We start from the raw sequence: 16,034 nt of genomic DNA on the forward strand, positions 1-16,034 counted from the left end.
GGGATGAGGTGAGAGGAACACCAGAGGAACCCCCGGGCGGGCAGGTAGCGGCATGTCGGGCCCCTCGAACCCGTCAGAAGGCCCGGCTGTAAGCCGGGATCTGTGCTCGTCACTCAGCCGTGCGCGCCGCCGCCCACGCCTCCCAGCGCTCGAGGATCAGCGGCACGCCGGTCTCCCTCCACCACGGGCGGTGAACCAGTCCCTGGCTCATGCCGCCCACGTTGTAACGGTCCATGTGCACGCTGCCCCGGTCGTATGGGGTGGCTTCTACGAGGATCTCCTCGATCGCCTCGTCGACGAGGCTCTTCAGCTCGGCGCGCGCCGCCGGCATGGGCTGATTCGTGAACCGCACCCGAAGTTCGGTCCACAGGCCCGCATCCCCGCGGAGCCCGTACTGGTCGGGGCGCACGCGGAAGAGGTCCCCGACCGACGTCGGCTCCCACCCCGCCGGCGGCGCAGCCTCCTGCTGCGCGGCGGCCAGGGCGACCATCCAGGCGCGCGCCGCCTCGATGTGGGAGCGTTCACCGGCGTGGGTGAGGTTCAGGGGTGGCGTCCATTCCTGGATCAGCCGTTTCTCGACCTCGCCGAGGCTGACGGGCGCGTCGGGGACCCAGACGCGCAACACCAGGTGCTCGACCATCCAGCGGGTCAGCGCCTCCTCCGACCGCTCGCTCAGGGCGAAGGTCGCCGGGCTCTTGCTCGAGGGCTTCTTCCCCGCACGCGGCACCGGCCAGAGCAGGGCGGAGTGCTCCAGCAGGGCTGCGAACGTCCTGCGGACGGTGGAGCGGCCGGTCTTGCCGGTGCCGAAGTGTTGCGCCACGTCCCTCTCGGCCAGGCTCGTCTCGGCCTTCCCGATGTACAGCAGCCCGTCCTCACCTACCGGCACGGCGGGCCCAAGCTCACGACGGACCCTCTCCAGGGCCTTCGCGTAGACGGCGTAGAGCCCCGGTGCGTCGGGGACAGGACCGAACCCGTCTGCCCAGGCGGCCACGCCCCATTCCGGGCCGCCGTCCCCAGTGAGCCGCAGCTCGAACACCGGGCCGTGGTCGAATGTGTGTGCCACGTCCTGGGCAGTCGCGTCCAGCCGCGCGGGGGTCAGTGCATGCGTCATGGCTCCATGATGGCGAACACATCGGACACGTTTGCCCGCGAACGGACACATACTTCACGGATCAACCGGCGCTGGGGCATCCTGAGCGCATGCCCGAGCAGCACAAGAAGCAGCAGCCCAAGACGCCCCCAGGGGCGCGTTCACGCGACCGCCTGGACCCGGAGGACTGGCGCCTTTACCTCAAGAACGCTGGTGACCTGCCCTCTAGCCTACGCGAACTGCTGGACACAGTGCGCGAGCAGTCGAAGGATGCGCTCGACGCAAACCGGGAGGGAGGCAGCACCCATGACTATCTTCTGAGAAAGAAGATGGACCTCATCGAGATGAAGCTGACGAAGCCCGACCTGACGCGGCAGGAGGAGGAACACCTCATGGCCATGGCAGATGAGCTCATCCACCTCGCCAGAGAAAAAGAGGCGGAGAATCGCCGATTCATCGCCGCACTACACCAGGCGAACGGGAAGATCATCCTCACGGGACTCGGCGTGGTCGCCGCCACAGTGGGCGCCGTCGGCATCGCTGCCGTCGCTGGACCAGAGGGGCTCAAGCAGGTTGGACAGCTACTGCCGCAAGTCGCCCAGCGGGCTATCCGGAAGTAGCCTCGGTTAGCCAATACTCCCGGCATTCGCGCACCCGACCATCTCGGCTCAGGCCTGCGCATCGGCCAGTACGGCGCCGACCTCGTCCGCGACCTCCCTGGATACCCGGCATCCACGATGTATGTGCATGAAGCGACTCTGCTGGGCGGTCCAGCAGCCCTCAGCGAGGAAGGGGGACGGGGCCTCCTCGAGCTTGCCGCGTTCCACTGGCCGTCACCACCAGCCAGGGCACGCCCCCGCCGTAGCGCCCCGCGGCCCTAGATGAGGTCCAACACCGCGAGAACGCCGACGCCCGCCGGGATGAACACGGTAGGTGCTGCGATAGGCGGCGCCCGGTGGTGATGACGGGTGCATCCTCGAACGGCCGACGCCACACCAACAGGCCGAACACCACCCCGGGATCGACAGGTACACGACGGAAGAGACGAGCCTGCCCGCGGACTGGCGGAGCAACAGGATCAGGTAGCACTCTACCATCGGGCGACCTCGCCGATGGCGGTCTTGATCACAGATAAATCAGCGACCTCTGCAAGATATCTGGCTATCTGCTCCATAAATCTCCGCGCCACCCACCCACCACCACCCCGGCCATCGACACCCGGTGACCAAAAGGGCGAGGGAAGTCCGATGCCCCTCGACAGCACGCATGAGTCGAATATCCCCTACCAATTAAAATCCACCGGCCGGATTATCGCAGAAAATGTCGCAGGAAGCATCTGATGCAGATTTCAAACGATTTCCATTAGGTCGCCGCGTGAGCACTAAATCCCGCGGTTCAGAATAAACGCATTAATCTGCAATCTGACGAATTAGGTCAGCCCTCTCTTCTTCGATAGACCCGCCAATCTGCTCGTCACTCTCCCTCGACACCTCCTCAACCTCATCACACCAATTCTCGTCCACCGGACCAAGAGGCCTTTCGCGAGTCTCCAAGTACGGAGCAAGGTACTCCTCGAGTGCAGCGTCTCTCTTGACTCGATTCAACCGGTCACTGGCAGCATTTGAAACCGCCGTCATATAAGTATGGGCAAGAACCTCACTGTCCGAGGAGGCGAAACCGGCGATTCGCTGGTAGTTATCAGGAGTGCTGCGCGCATCACTAACCAGATCGCCGAATTCAATAATTTTGCGCTTGAAATTCTCTGCAGCCGCACCACCCGGCTCCGGTATTACTTCGGCCCTATTTGCCAAGTAGATAATCAGCGTGTATGCGTCAGATTTGTTTTTGAATCGGCTGCGGCGAAATTCCGTAGAATACGTACCCAAGAAGGAGAATGCGCGCCCGAGTCGACGCACAAGGTCGGCTCTATCCTCAGGCCTCATCCCTAGCTTCTCCTTCACTGCGAAGAATTTATCAAGACCCTCCTTTTTATTGGGAAAGGATCTGGAGTCGAGAGAAAAGAGGATCTCTGCAACAAACTCATCATTCCTACGCCGAAGGTAGTCCTTGGGTGAAAAGAGGCCGATTGACCGAAGCGCCTCACTTGCCCCCGCAGTCTCCACAAGTTGAATCAACTCACCAGAAAATGCCGCATGCCGGAGCTCCTGCGGCTCCAGGGCCTCCACGGTCTTATTGAGGCGCCTAAAGATTTCCCGAAGCACGCCTTCATCCTGCTTTTGGAGGGTGCGAGCCACAAACCTAAAAGAACGGAACTTTTCCTTTAGGGAATCAGGAAGCTCAGAGAACCTTTTTCCACGCCAGTCAGGATGAATGTCCTCCTCGTCTCTGGACTCAAGGACGAATCGATCATCAATGAAGTCAATACACGCAGAAATTCTCTGCTGACCATCTACGACAATGAGCTGCTCATCACCTTCTGCGGACGTGAATGATTGAATGTACACTTCGGGGACTGGCAGCCCCCGCAAAATCGAGTCCACAAGAAAAGCCCGCTGGTCATCCCTCCAAACCATGTTGCGCTGAAACGCCGCGCGCAACACCAGGGAGGGGGGTTCGGAAACAGCCCTCTTGTAGAAAGAATTTACTGTCATACCCTCAGCATTAGTTCCTACCGGGGGGTCGAAAACATACTCACTCATTAGAGGATCCCTCCAATCTCGCGACGGCCACAGCGCCCTCCGCAACGTAGTTTCTTACACTCCAATAGTCTCGGTATATCCAAAGACCAATTTCCACCTCTCGCCCCAATTCTACAGAAACCATCTGTGCCAACTGGGACATGCCGCGGAGCCAGACTTCTCCATATGGCAAATACTCCACGAAATGGTTGACGAGAATCGCACCATCAAATAGACGCTTCTTTTGCCATTTGATGTTCTCGCGGAATTCTTTATCGAGCGCCTCTTGGGCTGGGTGGGAGATCGACCTCAGATGCCTCCAAGAGTCCTCGAAATACCTGTGAGAGATTATGGCAAGATCTATATCAGATTTTTCATCAAAGAGCTTGGGCTTACTTCTGCGCATTTTTTCCGGGCTCAGCGAGTACCCCAACGCCCCCGATCCGATGCAATACACACCATTTGCCTCCACACCCAGAAGGCGGGAACACTTGAGAGTGAATTTTCTCCAGAATTCTTCACTGAATGCAAAAGGGTCCGGGCGAAGGAAGTTTTCATCCACCCAGTCGAGTACGTCTCCGTTTCGGGGAATGGTATCCCACTGTGCGTAGATAATCATCACCTCAGAAAAGAGTTTTAGAACCCCCCACCCCCGCCATCCTGTGCGAGGTTGCTGAACCGACTGTAGTGCCCCTGGAACCCCACCACAATGGTTTTCGTGGGCCCGTTCCTGTGCTTGGCCACGATCAGGTCCGCCTCGCCGGCGCGCGGGGACTCCTTGTCGTACACGTCCTCGCGGTGCAGCAGGATGACCATGTCCGCGTCCTGCTCGATCGAGCCGGACTCGCGCAGGTCGGACACCTGCGGCCGCTTGTCCGTCCTCTGCTCACTGCCACGGTTCAGCTGGCTCAACGCGATCACCGGCACGTCGAGCTCCTTGGCCAGCAGCTTCAGGGCACGGGAGAACTCGGCGACCTCCTGCTGACGGGACTCGACCTTCTTGCCCGAGCTCATGAGCTGCAGGTAGTCGAGCACCACCATCTTGAGGTTGTTCTTCTGCTTGAGTCGCCGGCACTTGGCGCGGATCTCCATCATCGTCATGTTCGGGGAGTCGTCGATGAAGAACGGCGCCTCGTTCAGCCGCCCCACGGTCGCGGCGATCTTGGACCACTGGTCGTCCCGGATGGTGCCCTTCCGCAGATCCTGCAGCGCGATCGTCGCCTCGGCGCTCAGGAGCCTCATGGCGATCTCGTTCTTGCCCATCTCGAGGCTGAAGAACACGGTGGCCATGTTGTGGTGGATGGCCGCGGCCCGCGCGAAGTCGAGCGCGAGCGTGGACTTGCCGACGGCGGGGCGCGCCGCGATCACGATCATCTGCCCGCCGTGCAGGCCCTGCGTCAGCTCGTCGAAGTCGTAGAAGTCGGTGGGGACGCCCGTCAGGCCCTCCCCCTGGTTGCCGGCCGCCTCGATCTCGTCGACGGCGTGCTCCATGATCTCCGCGAGGCGCACGTAGTCCTCGGACTGGCGGTTCTCCGCCACCTTGTAGATCTCGGACTGCGCCTCGTTGACGATCTCCTCGACCTCGCCGTCGCCCTGATACCCCAGCTGGGTGATCTTGGTGCCGGCGGTGACGAGGCGCCGCAGGACGGCCTTCTCCGCCACGATCTCCGCGTAGAAGCTCGCGTTGGCGGCGGTGGGCACGGACTGGATGAGCTCGTGCAGCACCGCGGGGCCGCCCACGCGGCTGAGCTCCTGGCGCTTGTTCAGCAGGTCCGCGACGGTGACGGCGTCCGCGGGTTCACCGCGGCCGTAGAGGTCGATGATCGCCTCGTAGATCATCTCGTGGCTCGGCCGGTAGAAGTCGTGGCCGCGCAGCAGCTCCACCACGTCCGCGATCGCGTCCTTGGAGAGCATCATGCCGCCCAGCACCGAGCGCTCCGCCTCCAGGTCCTGGGGCGGCAGGAAGCGTTCAGAGGAACGGCCGCCGTCGTAGGAGCCCGAGTCTCCGTAGTTCTCAGTCAACGTCCGGAGACTCCCTTCCCACAGCCCGCACGACGGCGGCCCTCGCCGGTCTTCCCGGCCCTGATTCCTCTGTTGTCACCGCCCGTGCCGCCGCACCCTCCTGCAGGCGGACGGTGCGACGGTCCCCGGGGCGACGGTCCGAGCGGATGCGCGCCTGTCAGTGGTCACCTGCGGCCAATACCCGCCCTCGCGTTGGGGATACCACGCGACACTACGCGCGCCGTGGAGGCTGGGCAACCGCGTTTCCCACAGGCCTTGTGGACAACGTGTGGATTCGGCGGCGTGTCGTGTGGATCGCCTGGGGACCACGCTGGGGACAACTGCGCGACCACTCCCAGAATCCGGCTCTGACCTGGGACGATGCGATCCCCGGGTCTGTGGAGGAAGATTCTCCACCCCCCTTTCGGCCCCATCGGTACAACTTGACAGCACCCCCGTTTGCGCCCTCATCACACCGCCTGGTACATGCCTATCCACACCGTCGTCCACACCCTCCACAGCTGTGGACAACTCCTGTGGACAAGGTGCCCGGATCTGGGGACGGCGAAGTTGACAGCCTCTGCCCGCGGCCCCGGGACCTCCCCGCGCCCACCGCTCCCAGCCGCCCCGGACCGCCCGGCACCGATGACTCACGCACGCCAGTGACCCGCCCCAGAGTCAGTGGACGGAACGCGAGCACGGTGCTTGGCTGGAACCCGTCGTCGTGTCGTCCGCCACAGTGAGGAGTCCGCCGTGCCCCCGGCCACCACCGCCCCCTCCCCGGCCTCGCTCCCCCTCGACGGCGTCCTCGTCGCCGACTTCTCCCGCGTCCTCGCCGGCCCGCTCGCCACCATGACGCTGGCAGACCTCGGGGCGCGCGTCATCAAGGTGGAGCACCCCGAGCGCGGCGACGACACCCGCGGCTGGGCCCCGCCCCGCTCGGCGACGGGCGCCACCTACTTCGAGTCCGTGAACCGCAACAAGGAGTCGGTCGGCTGGGACCTGAAGGACCCCGAGGACCAGCGGCGGGCCGCCGCCCTGGCCGCCCGGGCCGACGTCGTGGTCCACAACCTCAAGCCCGGCACCATGGAACGCCTCGGCCTGGGCTACGACGACGTCGCGCGGGAGAACCCGTCCGTGGTCTATGCCGCCGTCTCCGGCTTCGGCGACCGCGAGGGCCGGGACCTGCCCGGCTACGACTTCATCGTCCAGGCCGCGGGCGGACTGATGAGCATCACCGGCGAACCGGACGCCCCGATGAAGGCGGGCGTCGCCCTCGTGGACGTGCTCACGGCCAAGGACCTCACCGCCGGCGTGCTCGCCGCCCTGCTGCGCCGCGAGCGCACCGGGGAGGGCGCGCACCTGCGGCTGAACCTGCTCTCCTCGCTGCAGGGGGCGCTCGCCAACCAGGGCCAGGCATGGCTCGGCGCCGGCGTCGTCCCGCGGCGGATGGGCAACGACCACCCCTCGATCGCCCCCTACCAGCTGCTGGCGTGCCGGGACGCGCCGCTCGCCGTCGCCATCGGCAACGACGCGCAGTTCCGCACCTTCGCCGCGGCCCTCGGCGTCCCCGAGCTCGCCGAGGACCCGCGCTTCACCACGAACACGGACCGCGTCGAGCACCGCGAGGAGCTGCGCACCGCCCTGGAGGACGCGCTCTCGGCGCAGACGGCCGCCCACTGGCGGGACGTGCTGCAGGCCGAGCGGCTCCCGGTCGGCCTCGTGTCCACCGTCGCCGAGGGCGTCGAGCTGGCCGAGTCCCTCGGCCTCGAGCCGACCATCGAGGTCCAGGACCGCTCCGGCACCCCCGCCGGCCGGCAGTTCCGCCACCCGGTGCAGTGGGACCCGCCCGTCGCGCACCCGCGCCACGCGCCGCCCGCGCTCGGCGCGGACACGGCGGCCGTCAACACCTGGCTCGACGCCCGCTGACCACCCCGCAGAGAGGACCCCCGCCATGACCACCCCGTTCCACGCCGAAGCCGACTCGTTCCTCGGCCGCGCCGACGTCGTCGGCCTGGACTCCCTGTTCTCCGCCGAGGAGAAGGCCGTCGCGCTGCAGGTGCGCGGCTTCGTGGACGAGCACATCCGCCCGCACATCGCCCGCTGGTACGACGACGCCGTGTTCCCGCGCGAGATCGTCCCCGAGCTGGGCCGCCTCGGCGTGCTCGGCATGCCCTACGAGGGCCACGGCATGCCCGGTCGCTCGGCGGTGGAGTACGGCCTCGCCGCCCAGGAGCTCGAGGCCGGCGACTCCGGCCTGCGCACCTTCGTCTCCGTGCAGGGCTCGCTCGCGATGGGCGCGATCCACAAGCACGGCTCCGAGGAGCAGAAGGCGCAGTGGCTGCCGCGCATGACCACCGGCGAGGCGGTCGGCTGCTTCGGCCTCACCGAGCCGGGCGCCGGCTCGGACCCGGCCTCCATGACGACGACGGCCCGCCAGGAGCCCGGCGGCGACTGGGTGCTCGACGGGGTCAAGCGCTGGATCGGGCTGGCCACCCTGGCCGACGTCGCGATCATCTGGGCGCAGACCGGCGAGCCCGGCGACGGGCGCGGGGTGCGCGGCTTCGTGGTCCCCACGGACACCCCCGGCTTCCGCGCCGAGGCGATCACCCAGAAGCTGTCCATGCGGGCCTCGGTGCAGTGCGAGATCCACCTCGACGGCGTGCGCCTGCCCGCCTCCGCGATGCTGCCGGCCGACTCCGCCGTCGGGCTCAAGGGCCCCTTCCAGTGCCTCAACGAGGCCCGCTACGGGATCATCTGGGGCGCGATGGGCGCCGCCCGCGACTCCTTCGACGCCGTCCTCGACTACGCGATGCAGCGGCAGCAGTTCGGGGTGCCGCTGGCCTCCCACCAGCTGACGCAGGCCAAGCTCGCGGACATGGCCGTGGCCATCGGCAAGGGCTACCTGCTGGCGCACCAGATCGGCCGCGCCAAGGACGCCGGCCCGCTCACCCCCGCCATGATCTCCGCCGGCAAGCTGGATAACTGCCGCGTGGCCATCGGCATCGCCCGGGAGGCCCGCGAGATGCTCGGCGGCAACGGCATCACCCTGGAGCACTCGCCGCTGCGGCACGCGAACAACCTCGAGTCCGTGCGCACCTACGAGGGCACGGACGAGGTCCACCAGCTCACGCTCGGCCGGCACCTCACGGGCATCGGCGCGTTCGCCCCGGCCCGCTGAGCCCCGCGCCCGGGCTCAGGCGTCGTCGGCGGGCGCCTCGGGCGCCGGGGCTTCCTCGGCGACGGAGGCGAGGATCGGGGTGGCCGGCAGCTTCCGCACGCGCTTGGGGCGGCGGGCGCGGGCGGGGATGAGGGCGCGCATGTTCTCGGTCTTGCCGAAGCAGAGCAGCCGGTCGCCCTCCTCGAGGACCTTGGTGTCCGCGGGGTTGGGGAACACGCAGGTGCCGCGGTGCAGGGTGAGCACCTGCAGGTCCTTCGCGAGCAGCCCGGAGTCCTCGATGGACTGGCCCACCCAGCCGGAGCCGGCGTGCACGGTGATCTCACCGACGCCGTACCCGGTGGACACGGCCAGGCGCTGGCGCACGTCGATGTCCGGGAAGCCGGCCTGGTCCGCCACGTAGTCGATGATCGCGCCGGCCACGTCCAGGTCCGTGGCGGCCTCGATGCCCTGCAGCCCCGGGGAGGAGTTCACCTCCATGACCAGCGGGCCGTGCTCGCCCTCGAGCATGTCCACGCCGGCCACGCGCAGGCCCATGATGTGGGCGGCGCGCACGGCGGTCTCCGCGTACGCGGGCGACAGCTCGACGCGCTCCACGGTGCCGCCGCGGTGCACGTTGGAGCGGAACTCGTCCCCCTGGGCCCGGCGGCGCATCGCGGCCACCACGCGGTCCCCCACCACGAGCGCGCGGATGTCCGTGCCCTTGGACTCCTCCACGAACCGCTGGATGAGCACCTGCTGGTTGGTGCCGTGCAGCGTCTCGATGATCGCCTCGGCCACCTTCTTGGTCGGCGCCAGGATCACGCCGATGCCCTGGGTGCCCTCGAGCAGCTTGATCACCACGGGTGCCCCGCCCACCATGTCGATCGCCGTGGAGACCTCGCCGCGGTTGCGCACGAACACGGTGGCGGGCATGTCGATCTCGTGCCGGGAGAGGATCTGGGTGGCCCGCAGCTTGTCCCGCGAGTTCATGATCCCGGCGGCCGTGTTGGGCGTGTAGACGTCCATCTGCTCGAACTGGCGCACCACGGCGGTGCCGAAGTAGGTCACCGAGTTGCCGATGCGCGGCAGCACGGCGTCGTAGCCGGAGAGGGGGCGGCCGCGGAACATCAGATCGGGCTCGTCCGAGCTGAGGTCGATGCCGAAGCGCAGGGTGTCCAGGACCTTCACCTCGTGGCCGCGCTCGAGCGCCGCGGTCTTCAGGCGCTGCGTCGAGTAGGCGCGCAGGGAACGGGAGAGGATGGCGAGCTTCATGACCGCTTTCCTGGGAGGATGAGGGGCGTGTCTGAATCTAAGCACACGGCCCCGGCCCCCCACGGCGTGCCCCCCACCGACGACGGCGCCGCTCGCCCGGGGCTGGTGGGCTGGCGCGAATGGGTCGGCCTGCCCGCCGCCCACACCCCCTGGATCAAGGCCAAGATCGACACCGGCGCCCGCACCTCGGCGCTCCACGCCTTCGGCATCGAGCGGTTCACCCGCGACGGCGCCGCCTGGGTCCGGTTCGAGGTGCACCCGTGGCAGACCTCGGCCGCGGACGCGCGGACGGCCGAGCTGCCGGTGGCCGACCTGCGCACGGTCCGCTCCTCGAACGGCAAGGCGCAGGAGCGCGTCGTCGTCGTGATGCCGCTGACCCTGGCCGGCCACACGATCGAGGCGGAGGTGACCCTGACCCACCGGGACGAGATGGGCTTCCGCATGCTCGTGGGCCGCACCGCGCTGGCCGCCGGCGGCCTCCTCGTGGACCCCGCCGCCTCGTACGTGGGCGGGCAGCCGCCGCGCGGCGTGCGCCGCCGGAACCGGGGACGCGCGTGAGCCCTCGCCCCGCCCGCGCCCCCTTCGCGTTCGGCGGGGTCGAGATCCCGGCCGGCCGCCGCCACGAGCTGTCCCTGCCGATCTCCCAGCTCATCACCGGCGCGGACGTCACCCTGCCCGTGCACGTGCTGCACGGCCGCGAGGACGGGCCCACCGTGTGGGTCTCCGCCGCGATCCACGGGGACGAGGTGGCCGGCGTCGAGATCGTCCGCCGCGTCCTGGAGCGGCTGCAGCCCAAAAACCTGCGCGGCACCCTGCTGGCCGTGCCCATCGTCAACGTGCTCGGCGTGATGGCCGGAGACCGCTACCTGCCGGACCGCCGCGACCTGAACCGCTCCTTCCCCGGCTCCGCCCGGGGCTCGCTCGCCTCGCGCATCGCGCACCTGATGATGACCGAGGTGATCGGCCGCTGCACCGTGGGCATCGACCTGCACACCGGCGCGGACCGCCGCTCCAACCTGCCGCAGATCCGCTGCGACCTGGAGGACCCCCAGACCCGCGCGCTCGCCGAGGCGTTCGGCGCGCCCGTGCTCTTCCACGCCCGCCTGCGGGACGGCTCCCTGCGCGCCGCGGCCCGCGAGACCGGCGCGCGCGTGCTGCTCTACGAGGCCGGTGAGGCCTGGCGGTTCGACGAGTACGCGATCGCCCCCGGCGTGGACGGGGTCCTGCGCGTGCTCGCGGCCCTGGACATGGTGGATCCCGCGGACGTCGGGCTGACCCCCGGCGACGACGAGGTGCCCCCCGCCGTCGACGCCACCGGCGAGAACGCCGAGTCCGTGGAGACGGACCCCGGCACCCACGTGGTGTGGCGCTCCGGGTGGGTGCGCGCCCGCGCCGACGGCCTGCTACACCTGGACGTGGCGCTCGGGCAGACCGTGCGCGCGGGCGAGCGGATCGGCGCGCTCTACAACTCCTTCGGCCGCCGCCTGGCCCACGTGAGCGCCGAGCTCAGCGGCGTGGTGGTCGGCCGCGCCGAGGCCCCGCTGGTGCACCGCGGGGACGCGCTCGTGCACATCGGCGAGCTCGACGGCCGGCCGACCACCACGCTGCCGGCGGCCGAGCCCGTGCGCTCCGGCGTGCGCGGAGGCCGGCCCTCCCACTACGAGGAGCGGGCCGAGCGCCTGCCCTGAGCGGCACGCGGCGTCCTGCGCGCGACTCAGACCTCCGGCGAGACGAACGCCGCGGTGTCGTAGTACGTGGCGAAGCGCTGCACCAGGTCCCCGGAGAACTCCAGCAGGGATACCCCCGCGTAGGAGACCTCGCGGCCCGTGGTGAGGGTGCCGGTGGAGGTCCACTCGAGGACGCCGAGGTCGCCCTCCTCGCGCACGGAGACGAACTCGGTGGAGAGGCTGGAGAAGACCTCGCGGTACTGCCGCCAAAACTCCTCGGGTCCCTGGTCGGCGCCGGAGGCGTCCTTCTCGGGGCGCTGGAGGGTGGCGCCCTCGGCGAACAGCTCCAGCAGCGGGGCGGCCTCGCCCTCGTCCATGCGGTGCAGGGCCTCGACGAAGCGGTCGGTGCGGGTCTCAGCGGTCATGGGTTCCTCCTGGGGTTCGGGCGGCCCGGGGCGGGAGGCCCGGGGTCCGCGGTGGTCGCCAGCGCATCACTGATCCGCCGCTGTGCCCACCCCTGGGGCGCGCCCAGGATGCGAGAGGAAAAAGTCCTCGCTCAGTGGCGGCTGATCCCTGGACACGGGGGGTGCCGTGGCGGTCCGATGGGAGGTGTCGTCAGGCGGGCATGTGGAGCCGCCCGACGGCCGATCGTTCCACCCCTCCTCCGAAAGGCATCATCATGCTGAAGGCCATCTCCTCCATGGGCATCAAGTCCGACCACATGTACACCGCCGGCCTGGCCTCCGTCGGCCTGTCCTGGGTCGCCTGGGCCGTCTCCCGCTTCGGCGCCGACGAGCCCAAGCCCCAGGCCGACCGCTGGGGCCTGTTCACCGGCGAGTGGGCGCCCACCTTCATCGCCCTCGGCACCGCGCTCAAGCTCGAGGAGCAGAACGCGCGCTCGCTGACCAAGTGACCCGCTGACCCGTGGGACCGCCGGCACGGCGGCTCCACGGACTCCACGGCCCCGTGCCGTCCGGCGAGAGCCGACGGCGCGGGGCCGTCCCGTGTCCCGGAGCCCTAGGCCGAGGGCCGCCGGGCGATCTCGCGACGGCCGTGCACGAGGGCGTAGTACCCGGCCAGGGCCGCCACCAGCCCCGCACACGTCAGGAACATGACGGGGATGCCCGCCGCGGCCACCAGCACGCCCAGCACCACCGGACCCAGCCCGGTGCCCAGGTCCAGCAGCAGGAAGTACGTGCCCATCGCCACCCCCACCGACGACGGCGGCACCACCTGCGCCGCGATCGTCTGGAACACGCTGATCCCCGGCCCGTAGCTCAGTCCCAGCACCGCACGGCCAACGATGGTCCCGGCCGCGAAGAGCACGAAGAACAGGCCCGGCAGCGTCGGGGCCAGCCCCTGGCCGGAGGCGTAGACGCCCACGAACGTCAGGATCCCGCCGTAGGCGAAGCCGGTCGCCATGGCCACCACGGCCACCGGGGCCGCCTCCAGGGAGAACACCGCCGCGCGGTGCAGGCGGAACCGGCCCATCCGCTGCCCCTCCGGGACGCGCAGCAGCAGCGAGACCAGCAGGGCCGCCGTCGTGAGGCCCGTGCAGGCGAGGAACAGGGCGTCGTGCCCGGGGCCGCCGGCCAGCTGGAACGCCAGGACCGGCCCCACCGCGCCCGCGATGGTCATGGCGGTGGAGAACCAGCCGGTCCCCTCGGAGCGCCGCGCCGGCGGGACGATCGACTGCACCGTCGTGGCGAGGACGGTGCCCGCGGCCCCGAAGCACATGCCCCCGGCCCCAGGCAGTGGCGGCCGGGGCGGTGGTCACGCGGGTGACCACCGCCCCGAGCACGAACGCCCCCACCACCAGGCCGGCCTACGCGTCGGCCGCGCCGAACCGCAGGACCGCGTACGCGGCCATCGCGGTCATGAGCGAGTAGAAGATCATGGCCACGAAGAAGTACGTGACCCCCACCAGCACGAACTGCCGCGTCCACAGGCGCTGCGGCGGCGCATCGGCGGGCACGGGGTGGGGGAGGTCGGCCATGTCCGCCATTGTCCCCGGTCCGCGGGCGGTCCCACGCACGACGACGCCCCGCCCGTTCCAGCGGAACGGGCGGGGCGTCGTCGTCGGTCTCCCGGAGAGGCCGGACGGCGTCCGGCGCGGGGCCGGCCGCCCTCAGAAGCGGATGATCACTTCGTGGAGCCCTTGGCGGCCACGACCTGCAGCTGGACGGTCGCGATGACGTCCTCGTGCAGGCGGACCTGGGCCTCGTGGTTGCCCACGGACTTGATGTGCGCCGGCAGGGTGATCGAGCGCTTGTCCACGGAGCCGAGGCCGGCGGCCTCGATCGCCTCGGCGACGTCGGCGGTCTGGACGGCGCCGAACAGGCGACCCTCCGCACCGGCGGTGCGCTCGAGCTTCACGGTGGCGGACTGGAGCTGCGCGGCCTGGGCCTGCGCGTCCTCCAGGTTCGCCACGGCGCGGGCCGCGCGGGCCTTCTGCAGGGACTCGACCTGCTTCTCCCCGCCCTTGGTCCACACGGTGGCGAAACCGCGCGGGAGCAGGTAGTTGCGGGCGTACCCGTTCTTGACCTCGACCACGTCACCGGAGGTGCCGAGACCGGCCACTTCCTGGGTCAGGATGAGCTTTGCCATCTGGGTGTTCCTTCCTTCGCTCGCTCGATCAGCCGCGGCCGGCGCCGGCGTAGGGCAGCAGGGCCACCTCGCGGGCGTTCTTGACGGCCTGGGCGATCTTGCGCTGCTCCTGGACGGTCACGCCGGTCACGCGACGGGCACGGATCTTCCCGCGGTCGGAGATGAACTTGCGCAGCAAGGCCACGTCCTTGTAGTCGATCTCGGTGATCTTGGCGGCCTTGAGCGGGTTGGACTTCGGTTTGGGCTTGCGGAGTTCAGCCTTCGCCATCGTGGTGCTCCTTCAGAGTTCTCTGGAGCCCGCAGAACGGTTCTGCGGGATGGGATCACGCGGCGTCCCGTGCGGGGCACGGGGCCGTGTGCAGTGCGGCCCGGCGGTGCCGGGTCGCGGGTGGGATGGGCCGCCGGGGCGGCCCTCCGGGCAAGGTGCGCCCGGACGGAGAGGTCCGTGGTGTTCCGTGTCCGTCGCGGCCGCGGGGGCCGCGCCCGGTCAGTGCAGGATCAGAACGGGGGCTCGTTGGAGGACGGGGTGTCCCATCCGCCGCCACCGCCGCCGGACCAGGGGTCCTGCGGTGCGGCCTGGCCGCCGCCCTGCTGCTGGCCGCCCCAGCCGCCGCCCTGCTGGGCGCCGCCGAAGCCGCCGTCGTTGTTCCCCCCGAAGCCGCCGCCGGCCGGGGCGCCGCCGAAGCCGCCCCCCTGCTGGCCGCCGCCGAAGCCACCGCCGCCGCCACCGCCGCGCTGGGCGCGGGTGACCTTGGCCGTGGCGAACCGCAGCGCCGGGCCGACCTCGTCCACGTCCAGCTCCCAGCTGGTGCGACGGTTGCCGTCCCGGTCGTCGTAGGAGCGCGCCCTGAGGCGGCCCTGCACGATCACGCGCATGCCCTTGGTCAGCGACTCCGCCACGTTCTCCGCGGCCTCGCGCCAGACCGAGCAGCGCAGGAACAGCGCTTCGCCGTCCTTCCACTCGTTGGTCTGGCGGTCGAACGTGCGGGGCGTGGACGCGACGGTGAAGTTCGCGACGGCCGCGCCGTTCGGGGTGAAGCGCAGCTCCGGGTCGGCGGTGAGGTTGCCGACCACGGTGATGACGGTCTCGCCTGCCATGGTCACTCCTGTCTTCGGGGGTTCTGCCGGTCAGTGACCGGATCCGGGGATCCGGGACTGCTCAGCGGGGTTCCGGTGGGGGCGTCGGGGACTGATCCGATGCTCTCAGACCCTCCGGACACGGTACGAGGATCACTCAGCGGTGATCTTCTGCTCCTCCGGACGGATGATCTTGGTGCGCAGGATCGTCTCGTTGAGGTTCAGCAGACGGTCCAGCTCCTGGGTGGCGGCCGGCTCCGACTGGAAGTTGACGACCACGTAGATGGCCTCGGACTTCTTCTGGATCTCGTAGGCGGTCTTGCGGCGACCCCACACGTCGATGTTGTCGACGGTGCCGCCGGCGTTCGTGACGACCTCGAGGTACTTCTTCAGGGTCGGCTCCACGGTGCGCTCGTCGACCTCAGGGTCGATCAGCACCATCAGCTCATAAGCACGCATGCGAACCCACCTCCTCTGGGCTTGCGGCCGCGGTCTCTCCGCGGCAGGAGGTTCTGTGCTCG

Annotated in this window: 18 protein-coding genes; 6 read left to right on the forward strand and 12 right to left on the reverse strand. The window is 69.0% G+C overall.

Annotated elements, in window-relative coordinates:
• Nucleotides 1-109 precede the first annotated feature (109 nt).
• Nucleotides 110-1,111 (reverse strand): GIY-YIG nuclease family protein, encoded by a 1,002-nt coding sequence (locus MF605_RS00505; protein WP_052007105.1) that lies wholly within the window; start codon nucleotides 1,109-1,111, stop codon nucleotides 110-112.
• Nucleotides 1,112-1,200: 89 nt separating this feature from the next.
• Between MF605_RS00505 and MF605_RS00510 the strand changes: the two genes are divergently transcribed.
• Nucleotides 1,201-1,710: a hypothetical protein gene (locus tag MF605_RS00510; RefSeq protein WP_134416183.1), complete on the forward strand. Its 510-nt coding sequence runs from the start codon at nucleotides 1,201-1,203 to the stop codon at nucleotides 1,708-1,710.
• Nucleotides 1,711-2,499: 789 nt separating this feature from the next.
• Here the strand turns inward: MF605_RS00510 and MF605_RS00515 are convergent.
• Genes MF605_RS00515 through dnaB form a run of 3 tightly spaced genes read right to left on the reverse strand, consistent with a single transcriptional unit; the run spans nucleotide 2,500 to nucleotide 5,751 of the window.
• A complete protein-coding gene (locus MF605_RS00515) occupies nucleotides 2,500-3,750 on the reverse strand; it encodes a DUF262 domain-containing protein (RefSeq protein ID WP_134416181.1) in 1,251 nt (416 codons plus the stop codon).
• Nucleotides 3,743-4,348, reverse strand: a complete 606-nt coding sequence (locus tag MF605_RS00520) for a hypothetical protein (protein ID WP_134416179.1) — start codon at nucleotides 4,346-4,348, stop codon at nucleotides 3,743-3,745. The genes MF605_RS00515 and MF605_RS00520 overlap by 8 nt, the downstream gene beginning before the upstream one ends.
• A gap of 17 nt (nucleotides 4,349-4,365) precedes the next feature.
• On the reverse strand, nucleotides 4,366-5,751 hold the full coding sequence (gene dnaB / locus MF605_RS00525; RefSeq protein ID WP_041102462.1) for a replicative DNA helicase: 1,386 nt from the start codon (nucleotides 5,749-5,751) through the stop codon (nucleotides 4,366-4,368).
• A gap of 732 nt (nucleotides 5,752-6,483) precedes the next feature.
• On the opposite strand from dnaB, the gene MF605_RS00530 reads away from it, so the two are divergent.
• Nucleotides 6,484-7,659: a CaiB/BaiF CoA transferase family protein gene (locus MF605_RS00530; protein WP_134416177.1), complete on the forward strand. Its 1,176-nt coding sequence runs from the start codon at nucleotides 6,484-6,486 to the stop codon at nucleotides 7,657-7,659.
• A 25-nt stretch (nucleotides 7,660-7,684) separates the two neighbouring features.
• On the forward strand, nucleotides 7,685-8,911 hold the full coding sequence (locus MF605_RS00535) for an acyl-CoA dehydrogenase family protein (RefSeq protein ID WP_060974275.1): 1,227 nt from the start codon (nucleotides 7,685-7,687) through the stop codon (nucleotides 8,909-8,911).
• 15 nt (nucleotides 8,912-8,926) lie between these two features.
• Here the strand turns inward: MF605_RS00535 and rimK are convergent, their stop codons facing one another.
• A complete protein-coding gene (gene rimK / locus MF605_RS00540; protein WP_134416175.1) occupies nucleotides 8,927-10,162 on the reverse strand; it encodes a 30S ribosomal protein S6--L-glutamate ligase in 1,236 nt (411 codons plus the stop codon).
• A gap of 27 nt (nucleotides 10,163-10,189) precedes the next feature.
• Here rimK and MF605_RS00545 point away from each other — a divergent pair, with 27 nt between their 5' ends.
• Both MF605_RS00545 and MF605_RS00550 read left to right on the forward strand, forming a co-directional pair.
• Nucleotides 10,190-10,720: an ATP-dependent zinc protease family protein gene (locus MF605_RS00545; RefSeq protein ID WP_134416173.1), complete on the forward strand. Its 531-nt coding sequence runs from the start codon at nucleotides 10,190-10,192 to the stop codon at nucleotides 10,718-10,720.
• Nucleotides 10,717-11,850 (forward strand): succinylglutamate desuccinylase/aspartoacylase family protein, encoded by a 1,134-nt coding sequence (locus MF605_RS00550; protein ID WP_242821212.1) that lies wholly within the window; start codon nucleotides 10,717-10,719, stop codon nucleotides 11,848-11,850. Before MF605_RS00545 ends, MF605_RS00550 begins: the two co-directional genes overlap by 4 nt.
• 26 nt (nucleotides 11,851-11,876) lie before the next feature.
• Here the strand turns inward: MF605_RS00550 and MF605_RS00555 are convergent, their stop codons facing one another.
• The gene (locus MF605_RS00555; protein ID WP_134416171.1) at nucleotides 11,877-12,254 is read right to left on the reverse strand and encodes a nuclear transport factor 2 family protein; all 378 of its coding nucleotides are present in this window, start codon (nucleotides 12,252-12,254) and stop codon (nucleotides 11,877-11,879) included.
• Nucleotides 12,255-12,508: 254 nt separating this feature from the next.
• On the opposite strand from MF605_RS00555, the gene MF605_RS00560 reads away from it, so the two are divergent.
• A complete protein-coding gene (locus MF605_RS00560) occupies nucleotides 12,509-12,742 on the forward strand; it encodes a hypothetical protein (RefSeq protein ID WP_134416169.1) in 234 nt (77 codons plus the stop codon).
• 104 nt (nucleotides 12,743-12,846) lie between these two features.
• On the opposite strand, the gene MF605_RS00565 is transcribed toward MF605_RS00560, so the two are convergent.
• The 6 genes from MF605_RS00565 to rpsF form a co-directional block, all read right to left on the reverse strand.
• Nucleotides 12,847-13,566, reverse strand: a complete 720-nt coding sequence (locus tag MF605_RS00565; RefSeq protein ID WP_242821213.1) for an MFS transporter — start codon at nucleotides 13,564-13,566, stop codon at nucleotides 12,847-12,849.
• 88 nt (nucleotides 13,567-13,654) lie between these two features.
• Nucleotides 13,655-13,825, reverse strand: a complete 171-nt coding sequence (locus MF605_RS00570) for a hypothetical protein (RefSeq protein ID WP_228070596.1) — start codon at nucleotides 13,823-13,825, stop codon at nucleotides 13,655-13,657.
• A 146-nt stretch (nucleotides 13,826-13,971) separates the two neighbouring features.
• Nucleotides 13,972-14,436, reverse strand: a complete 465-nt coding sequence (gene rplI / locus MF605_RS00575) for a 50S ribosomal protein L9 (RefSeq protein WP_134416167.1) — start codon at nucleotides 14,434-14,436, stop codon at nucleotides 13,972-13,974.
• Between the two features lie 28 nt (nucleotides 14,437-14,464).
• Nucleotides 14,465-14,704, reverse strand: a complete 240-nt coding sequence (rpsR, locus tag MF605_RS00580; RefSeq protein ID WP_002857788.1) for a 30S ribosomal protein S18 — start codon at nucleotides 14,702-14,704, stop codon at nucleotides 14,465-14,467.
• A 230-nt stretch (nucleotides 14,705-14,934) separates the two neighbouring features.
• Nucleotides 14,935-15,534, reverse strand: a complete 600-nt coding sequence (locus MF605_RS00585) for a single-stranded DNA-binding protein (protein WP_002857789.1) — start codon at nucleotides 15,532-15,534, stop codon at nucleotides 14,935-14,937.
• Between the two features lie 132 nt (nucleotides 15,535-15,666).
• Complete coding sequence (rpsF, locus tag MF605_RS00590) at nucleotides 15,667-15,972, reverse strand: 30S ribosomal protein S6 (RefSeq protein WP_002857790.1); 306 nt, start codon at nucleotides 15,970-15,972, stop codon at nucleotides 15,667-15,669.
• Between the last annotated feature and the right edge of the window lie 62 nt (nucleotides 15,973-16,034).

It is taken from the genome of Micrococcus luteus, assembly GCF_022664405.1.
In the GTDB taxonomy this organism is placed as follows: domain Bacteria; phylum Actinomycetota; class Actinomycetes; order Actinomycetales; family Micrococcaceae; genus Micrococcus; species Micrococcus luteus.